The organism is Acidobacteriota bacterium, from assembly GCA_029861955.1.
GTDB lineage: Bacteria > Acidobacteriota > Polarisedimenticolia > Polarisedimenticolales > Polarisedimenticolaceae > JAOTYK01.
This window is the reverse complement of the sequence record JAOTYK010000066.1, coordinates 1-7,670: the sequence shown is the minus strand read 5'-3', so window position 1 is coordinate 7,670 and position 7,670 is coordinate 1. Positions and strand designations below refer to the sequence as shown.

At 61.8% G+C, this 7,670-nt stretch carries 6 protein-coding genes and 1 pseudogene; 6 read left to right on the top strand and 1 reads right to left on the bottom strand.

All coding sequences use genetic code 11. From position 1 onward, the window contains the following. The 6 genes and pseudogenes from OES25_17065 to OES25_17040 all read left to right on the top strand — a co-directional run. The coding region (locus OES25_17065) for a hypothetical protein (GenBank protein ID MDH3629348.1) at positions 1-1,445 on the top strand (1,445 nt) is incomplete at its 5' end. A gap of 166 nt (positions 1,446-1,611) precedes the next feature. Next, a complete protein-coding gene (locus OES25_17060) occupies positions 1,612-2,706 on the top strand; it encodes a VWA domain-containing protein (protein ID MDH3629347.1) in 1,095 nt (364 codons plus the stop codon). A gap of 199 nt (positions 2,707-2,905) precedes the next feature. Further along, positions 2,906-4,012, top strand: a complete 1,107-nt coding sequence (locus tag OES25_17055; GenBank protein MDH3629346.1) for a right-handed parallel beta-helix repeat-containing protein — start codon at positions 2,906-2,908, stop codon at positions 4,010-4,012. An 80-nt stretch (positions 4,013-4,092) separates the two neighbouring features. Next, positions 4,093-6,318, top strand: coding sequence for a S8 family serine peptidase (locus OES25_17050; GenBank protein MDH3629345.1), 2,226 nt, complete (start codon positions 4,093-4,095; stop codon positions 6,316-6,318). An 80-nt stretch (positions 6,319-6,398) separates the two neighbouring features. Next, positions 6,399-6,713 (top strand): hypothetical protein, encoded by a 315-nt coding sequence (locus OES25_17045; protein ID MDH3629344.1) that lies wholly within the window; start codon positions 6,399-6,401, stop codon positions 6,711-6,713. 18 nt (positions 6,714-6,731) lie between these two features. After that, a pseudogene (locus OES25_17040) lies at positions 6,732-7,145 on the top strand (DsbA family protein). 162 nt (positions 7,146-7,307) lie between these two features. Here the strand turns inward: OES25_17040 and OES25_17035 are convergent. Next, the coding region (locus tag OES25_17035) for a hypothetical protein (GenBank protein ID MDH3629343.1) at positions 7,308-7,670 on the bottom strand (363 nt) is incomplete at its 5' end.

Below are 7,670 nucleotides of genomic sequence, written 5' to 3'. Positions count from 1 at the left end.
ATCACCGCGAAACCGGTGTTTGCACCGGTGTTCCGGTCGATTGTTCGGGCGAAGACGACCAGTGCAACGTCGGTGTGTGCAACGCGGGCTCGGGTGCTTGCGAGGCGGATCCGGTAGCGGATTCGACACCCTGCGAGGACGGCGACTTCTGTACGTCCGAGACGGGTGTTGCTCAAACGGCTGATCACTGCGAAGCCGGTGTCTGCACCGGTGGACCGGTCGATTGTTCGGGCGAAGACGACCAGTGCAACGTCGGTGTGTGCAACGCGGCCGACGGTGCTTGCGAGGCGGATCCGGTAGCGGATTCGACGCCCTGCGAGGACGGCGACGTGTGTACGTCCGAGACGGGCACGGCCCAGACGCCTGATCACTGCGAAGCCGGTGTTTGTACCGGTGGACCGGTCGATTGCACAGGCGCGAGTAACCAGTGCAACGTCGGTGTGTGCAACGCGGGCTCGGGTGCTTGCGAGGCGGATCCGGTAGCGGATTCGACACCTTGCGAGGACGGTAACGTGTGTACGTCCGAGACGGGTGTTGCTCAAACGCCTGATCACTGCGAAACCGGTGTTTGCACCGGTGGACCGGTCGATTGTTCTGGCGAAGACGACCAGTGCAACGTCGGTGTGTGCAACGCGGGCTCGGGTGCTTGCGAGGCGGATCCGGTTGCGGATTCGACACCTTGCGAGGACGGCGACAACTGCACGTCCGAGACGGGCACCGCTCAGACGCCTGATCACTGCGAAACCGGTGTCTGCACCGGTATCCCGGTCGATTGCTCGGCTGAGGACGACCAGTGCAACACCGGCGTCTGCGACGTCGCAACAGGTGCTTGTGAGGACGATCCGTTACCGGATTCGACACCTTGCCAGGACGGGTTCTACTGCACCTCGGAGACGGGTGATCAAGGAGCGCCTGATCACTGCGAAACCGGGAACTGTACGGGCGTGCCAGTCGACTGCCCGGAACCGAGCCAGTGTAGATCTGGCGCAATGTGCGACGAGACCAGCGACTCCTGTGACGACGGCACGTTCGACGGCACGTTGTGCAAGGATCCCTGTTCCGGCGATGGCAAACAGAAGCCACCGAAGGAGCTGGAATTCTTGTACATCAACACGGCCGGCGATGCGGCGTTCGATGAGGCCTGCATCATCGTCACACACCACCTGGGTCAGGTCTGGACGTTCCCGAACACGAACTCGGGTGACTACTTCTCGTTCTCCAGGGACAAGAAGCTGCAGCCGAAGATCGAGATCGAGATCTGCTCGGACGCGACCTGTACGGACACGTCGACTTGCGAAGATCCGATCATGATCCACACGTCGTGCTCGGTCCCGCTCAACATCGGAGACCTCTTCGGTCCCAACGATGAGCTCGAGCTGACGGGTGAGATCTTCGAGTCGGGGCCCGCTCCGGCGCCGGTTACGACCTCGAGGGAGGGCCGCTAATCACCAACCTCCCGGTGTCTTTCGGGGCGCCGGGAGGTATTTTCAGAATAACGCTCAACCAACCTCCCGGTGTCCTTCGAGGCGCCGGGAGGTTTTCTTTCGCGGTGACGGGATCCTATTCAAGGAGATGAAGTGAGACATGCAAAGTAGAACGGCGAAGTCAGTGTTGGTTTTGTTCGTCTTGTTAGTGTCTGCGGTGGCCGTGGCTGAAGAGCCGGAGGAAACGATCGACGTGGTGATCGCGCTGGATACCAGCAACTCCATGAAGGGGCTAATCAACGTTGCGCGTCTGAAGTTATGGGAGATCGTCTACGACCTCTCGCTGATGGAGCCGACGCCGTCGCTGCGGGTGGCCCTGTTGACCTATGGCAATTCGAAGGGTGGCGCCGAGACGGGTTGGGTGAGCGTGGAGACCGACTTCACGGAAGACCTCGACCTCGTTTCCGAGCGGCTGTTCGAGCTGACCAGCGACGGCGCTGTTGAGTATCTGGGGCGCGTGCTGCAAACGGCTCTGGACGGGGGGCTCCACTGGACGCCGTCGGAGGCCGCCCTGAAGCTCATTTTTGTTGCCGGCAACGAGCCCGCCGACCAGGATGAACAGGTGGACCTCGGCGACGTGAGCGATCTGGCGCGCCGGGAAGGCGTTTCGATCCACTTGATCTATTGCGGCGTTACCGAACATGAGGACGCGCAAAGCTGGAAGGACTTTGCGGAGATGGCGCAAGGCGGGTTTGCTGCCATCAATCCGCGTATCGGTGCCGCGGTGCCGACCACGCCGTTCGACAACGAGTTGGCGAAGCTGAGCGCGGCGATCAATGAGACGTTCCTTCCGATGGGCGACGAGGGCCGAAAACGGCGGGAGAATTTGACGCAGCAAGACAGGAACGCAGAGACGGCAGGTCCGGCAGCGGTGGCCGGGCGAGCACGAGTCAAGAGCAGCTCCATGTACGTCGCCCCATGGGATCTGGTGGAAGCTCTGGACGCCGGCGAGGCAGATCTCTACGAGATCGAGGAAAGCGAACTGCCGGAGGCACTGCGGGCGATGAGTTTCGGGGAGCGTGAGGCCTACATCGACGAGATGCGGCTCGAACGCGCCACGCTGCGGCAGCGCATCGTAAAGCTCGGCGAAGAGCGGAGGCAGTTCGTGGCCAGGCAGATCGAGTCCAAGGGAATCGACAACTCGCGCGCTTTCGACACGGTGGTGCGGCAAGCGATCCGCGAGAAGGCAAAGAAGAACGGGTTCCGGTTCCCGGAACGCTAGGCTGGACGGCATGAGTTTCGAGTGCAACCGGTCTCGCTTTGTAGGGTACGCAGCGGGCATCTTCATGGCCGTTGTCTTTTCCGCGGCCGGTGGCTCGGAGAGCCAGCCCCAAGAGCGCCGTGTCTTTTATGTACGCCAAACAGTAGGCGTTGATGCCAACGATGGTTTGACACCCGAGAGTGCGTGGCGGAGTCTTTCCATGCTCGAGACCGCCATGCGGGCCGGAGACACCGCTTTCGTCGGTCCCGGCCTGTATCGAGAAATGATCACCGTACCCAACAGCGGAACCGCTGAAGAGCCGATCACTTTTCTCGCCGATACGAGCGGCGAACACACGTCCGATCCGCCCGGTGTCGTGATGATTACCGGCGCCGACTCCGTGGACGAGACGAACTTCGAGCCGCATTCGAGCCCAGGGCTCTACAGATTTCCGAACACCGAGAGGATGATCCGGGGCGTCGTCGAGATGGATGGATCGCAGCATCGTTACGCGACCTTACGGGACACCCCGGAACACCTGAAGCCGTCGAGTTACTTCTACGACGGTGACGCGAAGGTGGTCTACATCCACACCAGCGACGGCAAAGCGCCCTCGACCCATGAAATCGAGTTGATCCGGCGCGGCTACGGGATTGTGGCCTATGGGAAGAGTTACATCACCGTGAGCGGTTTTACCTTCCGCCACATGGCGACCGCGGGCATCAACTTTGAAAAAGGTTCCAACAACTGCATCGCGATCAACAACACATCCTACGGCGCCTGGCAGGGAATTCGGGTCTCCAGCTCCACCGAAGCCTTGGTCGCGGGCAACACTTCGTTCCGTAACGACAACAGTGGTATCTACTTCCTAGGCGAGTCCGCCCATGGTTACGCGATCGACAACGTACTCTATGAGAACGCCAAAGGCGTTCGCTGGAGCAGTGAATCCGCGAACGGCCTGGCGCTCGACAACGTGGCTTTCGCCAATTATGAAAACGGCATCGCCATCGAGAAATCGGACGACATCCGTGTCAGTCGAAACGTGTTGGTGGACAACGCCATCTCCCAACTGCTGGTCCGGAGCAGTCGTTACCAGTCGCAAGGAAACTGCTTCGAGACCGATGGTGCGGAACAGCTGATCGCCGAGCTGTTTTACGAAAAACGTTACAGGACGCTTGCCGAATACCAGCAGGCGGTCCATCAGGACCTCGACTCTCGTCAAGTCTGCGGTCGACTGCCGGAAAAGATCGACGTTCAATGGCTCCATGCCGAAACCCTGGCCTACGCGGACCGTGCACGAGAAAGGATGGCCAATGGGGAAGAGTAGTAGACCGACAAAGAACTGTTGTTCCATCGGATGATCGACGTATATTCGGGGCAACGCGCGGGGTCTTTGGGGGTAATGAGATGAAGCAAATCGTCCCGATTCTCGTCGTGGCCTCCGTGATCCTTGCCGGGTCGGCACGCTCCGCCAGCGTGAATCACAAGCTGGACCGCCTCGAAGGCGACCCGGCGATGGCCAAGGTCTCGAGCTCGCTCCTCAGGATCCGCAGCCTGACGCGCGACGGTGTTCCGCTTGCCGAGATTCGTACTTCCGCGCCCTTGGTCGGTTTTCGAAACGATCTACCGGAGATCGACGTGCGTTTGCGAGAGTTGACGCCCGCCATCGTTGCCGAGGTCAGGCGGATCGGAATGCGTGTCACGGGAGTCCACTACGACTACGCCCGGATCGTCGGGTTGTGCGAACCGGCTCTGCTGGACGAGATCGCGGCGATCCCGCAGGTGGCGACGATCCATCCCAATTACCGCCCCCGGGCGTGGACGGGCTCGGTCACCAGCCAAGGGGATGCCTCCATCCATGCGGACAACGCTCGAGCGGATTTCGGGGTGGACGGCACCGGGGTTCAGGTCGGGATCCTCACCAACAGTTTCCACGCCACGGCGAGCGTCGGTGGGAGCGTGACCGGCACGGGATGCTCACGAACGTTGACCGGTTCTCTGCCGCAATCGACCGGCGATCTTCCCGCCGCTGTCACGATCCTGGACAACTGCGATTCCGGAGCCAGTTGCAGCGCCGTCGACGACGAGGGGGCGGCGATGGCGGAGATCGTGCACGATCTGGCGCCGGGGGCCGAGATCCTGTTCCATTCCGCCTTCAACAGTGAGGCGGACTTCGCCCAGGGGATCACTGAACTGGCCGCGTGCGGAGCCGACATCATCGTTGACGATGTGCTCTGGTTTGCCGAACCGATGTTTCAGGACGGCATCATTGCGCAAGCATTGGAATCCGCCGTGGCCGGCGGTGTTTCCTACTTTTCCGCTGCGGGGAACAACGGCGCCAGGAGTGTCGACGAGATCTACCTGGATGCGAATCCCGGCACCGATGACGAAGCCTTCCCCACGAGTGGCGCCGACCTGCACGATTTTGGAGGCAACAACCGGTTCGGGGAGATCACGATTCCGGACGGATGCGGCGTGTCCCTCGTCCTGCAATGGAACGAGCCGTACTCGGGCACTCTCGGCGACGGATCCGCCAGGGACCTCGACCTGTACCTGTGCTCGAGCGACAGCCTCGCCTCCAGTCAGGGTTCCCTCGTTGCGTGTAATTTCACCGGTGCACTCGCCGTGGGCGACGACGGTCAGGGTTGCGGTGCCGACCCGCCGTCGTTCGGAGATCCGTTCGAGATCTTGAGCTACACCAACACGAGCGGCTCCCCCGTGAGCGCCTACGTGGCCGTGGAGCATTTTTGCGGGACTCAGGCCGGCACGCGTTTCCGTGTCATCGCCTCCGGGGTCGGCTGCGGCCTGACGGACCCCGGCTATTCCTTCGAGGGGCCCGGCATCTTCGACAAGTCTCCGATCTACGGCCACCCGGCCGCCGCCGGTGGCCTTGCGGTCGGGTCGGTGTTCTATGGAGAGATCGACACCGGCGGTAATGAGGAACTGCCGATGGGTCTGATCGACGTCAAGCCGTCCAGTTCCGTGGGCGGTGACCTCCCGTTTTACTTCGACGGCAGCGGCAATCCGTTGCCCAGTGCTCCCGTGATCCGCTTCAAACCCGATATCGTGGCGCCGGAAGGGACGAATACGACTTTCTTCGGCGTAGACAGCGCCTTCGACCCGGACAGTTTTCCCAACTTCTTCGGGACCTCGGCCTCGACGACCCACGCCGCGGCCGTGGCGGCGCTGGCGCTGGAGGCCGACCCTACCCTGACGCCGCAGGGCGTCCGTGACATCCTTACCCTCACCGCCCTGGACATCGAGGCAGCCGGCGTCGACCCGTTGTCGGGGTACGGGCTGATCCAGGCCGACGAGGCCGTCTTGGTCGCGGACTGCGGCTCGTTTGCACCGGGGGAGACGACGGGCCTTGTGCTCGACAAAGCCACTCCAGGGTCCGTGCTGGTGAACCTGAGCTGGCAACCGACCACCGGGGCCGTTACCTACAACCTCTATCGCGGCGAGCAGGCCGATTTGAGCGACCTGAGCTGTTTGTCGCAGGGTATCGCGGGTACGACGGCCTCCGACACTGCGGTGCCCGTCGGTCAGTATTACTATCTCGTGACGGCAACCAACTGTGCGGGCGAGTCAACCCTCGGGGGCGCCGGACGAACCAATCCCGACCCTTGTCCCTGAGGCCTCCAATTGACAGCAGATAGGATCGCGTGTAGTTGTATCGAACTCCATTTTCGACGAGAGACATTGACGAGGGATTCATGACAGCAAATCCAACACCTGTAACCGGCAGGCCGATCATCATCGCAGCGGTGGTCATCGGGGGCTCGATCTTGGCCGGGAGTTTTCTGCTGAACGGTTCCCTGCGGCAAACGGCTGCACGGCTGACGGGCATCCAGGAAAGCTTGACCCAGACCACGGATGAGTTGAAGACACTGGCTTCCAATCGTCCGGCGGCGCCTCGCCGTCGCGGCCCCGACCCGAACAAGCGCCACACGATCAACACCAAGGGGGCTCCCTTCAAGGGACCCGCGGTCGCGAAGGTGGAACTCGTCGAATTCTCGGACTTCCAGTGACCGTTCTGCTCAAGGGTCGGTCCGACCCTTAAGAAGATACAAGAGGAATACCCGGACGAGGTTCGCATCGTCTGGAAACACTTGCCGCTGTCGATCCACGCCAAGGCGCCGGCAGCCCACGCGGCTTCCGAGGCGGCTCACGCCCAGGGCAAGTTCTGGGAGATGCACGACCTGATATTTGCCAATCAGCGCAAGCTGGATGAGGGCACGTTCTTCGGTTACGCCAACCAACTGGGCCTCGACGAGGAACGATTCAAAACCGATTACGCCGCGGCCGATATCAAGAAGCGTGTGGATGGGGATGCCAAGGAGGCCGCGAGTCTCGGTGTGACCGGAACCCCGGGCTTCTTCGTCAACGGACGCTTCCTCTCGGGTGCAAAACCGTTCGAGGACTTCAAGAAAATCATCGACGAGGAACTGGCCAAGAAGTAGCCGAACCGGGAGTCAACCGGGCCCAACGTGGATCGTTGATTGCGGCCGGCCTCGACAGAATAGGGCTCGCGGGTCCGGTTCTGAAGGCGACTCCGAGTACGGATGGGGCGACGCTCCTGCGGAGGCATCCCGGGAAGTCTGTCGCGAGCCGTCAGGCGCAGCTCAGGTAGCGGGCAACTCTACTCTCTGCTCGAAGAGTCGCACCGCCAGCACATCAACCCAACTCCAGATTCGATCGGTCAGCCCGAGATCCATCGCGGGTGATCTTCGCGACACGCGCCTCTCGGACCTTCGTTTAACAAAGTTGCGCCAGACGGCGAAAAGCGCGAGTCGACCCACGGTGTAGTCGACCCTTCGACCGAAGGCGATGGTCTCGCGTCGGTGATGGGCCTGGCTGTGACGAATCAATTTGTGTACCAGGTCGACCGCAAACATCCCGCGGTCCCGCCGACGAGCCCGAGCGCGGTCGCGTTTCGGCGAGCGATCGGGATTGGCGAAGATTGAATGACGGATCGGCACGGCCCC

Excerpts from the sequence above, each read along its gene's own strand:
- OES25_17055 (MDH3629346.1), top strand. The coding sequence starts at position 2,906 with ATGCTCGAGACCGCCATGCGGGCCGGAGACACCGCTTTCGTCGGTCCC.
- OES25_17050 (MDH3629345.1), top strand. The coding sequence starts at position 4,093 with ATGAAGCAAATCGTCCCGATTCTCGTCGTGGCCTCCGTGATCCTTGCC.
- OES25_17045 (MDH3629344.1), top strand. The coding sequence starts at position 6,399 with ATGACAGCAAATCCAACACCTGTAACCGGCAGGCCGATCATCATCGCA.